2 protein-coding genes are annotated in these 1,316 nt (G+C 39.7%); both read left to right on the forward strand.

Annotated elements, in window-relative coordinates; all coding sequences use genetic code 11:
• Window positions 1-43 precede the first annotated feature (43 nt).
• Window positions 44-442 (forward strand): transposase, encoded by a 399-nt coding sequence (locus tag LLW17_RS18795; RefSeq protein ID WP_228231833.1) that lies wholly within the window; start codon window positions 44-46, stop codon window positions 440-442.
• On the forward strand, window positions 439-1,287 hold the full coding sequence (locus tag LLW17_RS18800) for an IS3 family transposase (protein ID WP_228231834.1): 849 nt from the start codon (window positions 439-441) through the stop codon (window positions 1,285-1,287). The genes LLW17_RS18795 and LLW17_RS18800 overlap by 4 nt, the downstream gene beginning before the upstream one ends.
• The last annotated feature ends 29 nt before the right edge of the window (window positions 1,288-1,316 follow it).

The raw sequence follows: 1,316 nt of genomic DNA on the forward strand, positions 1-1,316 counted from the left end.
TGTACGTCCCTGATATAGGTTGACCACTTAAACGTGATTAACAATGAAATCCAACGTACAAATCATCCAAAAGAGGCGTGTTTATTCTGAGAGTTTTAAGCGTCAGATCGTCGAAGATTTTGAATCCGGTAAGTATAGTGCTAGCCAACTATCGATGTTGCACAACATACCTTGTGTTAGTATTTACCGATGGATTTATAAATTTTCTAACTTTAATGAGAAAGGATTGCGAGTAGTAGAGATGAAACAAAGCAGTTCCCAGAAAGTAAAAGAGCTAGAGAAGAAAGTCAAAGAACTTGAGGCCACTGTTGGGCGTAAGCAGATAATGATTGACTTTTTAGAGACGATGATTGAAGTAGCCAAAGATGAATTGGATATTGACATCAAAAAAAACTACTCCACCCCACCATCGCAAGGATCAGGGAAAAGCCCAAAGAAATGAGCTTTTCCTTAAATCAACTCTACAGCAGCATAGGTATTACCAAGCAGGCTGTGCATCAATATGCCAGGCGTCAGAAGGATTTTGATGCTAAGGTAGCGCAGGTGGTTGTTGAGGCCGATGAGCTTCGGGAAGATTTCCCCGGTTGTGGGGTGGAGAAAATGTATGATATACTTCAACCCGATTTTATAGGAAGGGATCGGTTTGTAGAAACGATGATGTCTTTAGGTTACAGGCTCAAGCTTAAGAAGAACTACAGGAGGACCACTATAGCTTCTAAGCTATATTATCCCAACCTGATCAAAGGGATGCAGGTAAATAAACCCAATACCATCTGGCAATCAGATATTACTTACATTCCTATTGAAGGCAAGCACTACTACGCAGTTTTTATAATAGATGTTTATACTAAGAAAATAGTAGGGTATAGCGTAAGCGACCATATGCGTGCCAGTGCCAATGTAAGGGCCTTAAAGATGGCTTTAAAAGAAAACCAGGTGCCTAAGATTCATCATTCTGACAGGGGCAGTCAGTACACCTATAAAGGTTACACAGACCTGCTTGAGCAGAATGGAGTAAAGATCAGTATGGCACTATCAGCTCAGGACAATGCCTATGCTGAACGGATAAACAGGACTATCAAAAATGATTACATCGAACGCTGGAAACCCAAAAGCTTCAGTGAACTAAAGACAATGATCAAAAGAGCAGTAATAAACTATAACCAAGTAAGAACGCACAATGCAATACAGAAAATGACCCCAGTAGCCTTTGAAAAACAGTGTTCTTTGTTGGCTATCCCACAAAGAACAATAATGACTATTTTTAACAATGAAATAATAACCTAAAAACGGTCAACGCTATTTAGGGAAGTACA

The organism is Leeuwenhoekiella parthenopeia, assembly GCF_020782115.1.
GTDB lineage: Bacteria > Bacteroidota > Bacteroidia > Flavobacteriales > Flavobacteriaceae > Leeuwenhoekiella > Leeuwenhoekiella parthenopeia.

Excerpts from the sequence above, each read along its gene's own strand:
- LLW17_RS18795 (WP_228231833.1), top strand. The coding sequence starts at position 44 with ATGAAATCCAACGTACAAATCATCCAAAAGAGGCGTGTTTATTCTGAG.
- LLW17_RS18800 (WP_228231834.1), top strand. The coding sequence starts at position 439 with ATGAGCTTTTCCTTAAATCAACTCTACAGCAGCATAGGTATTACCAAG.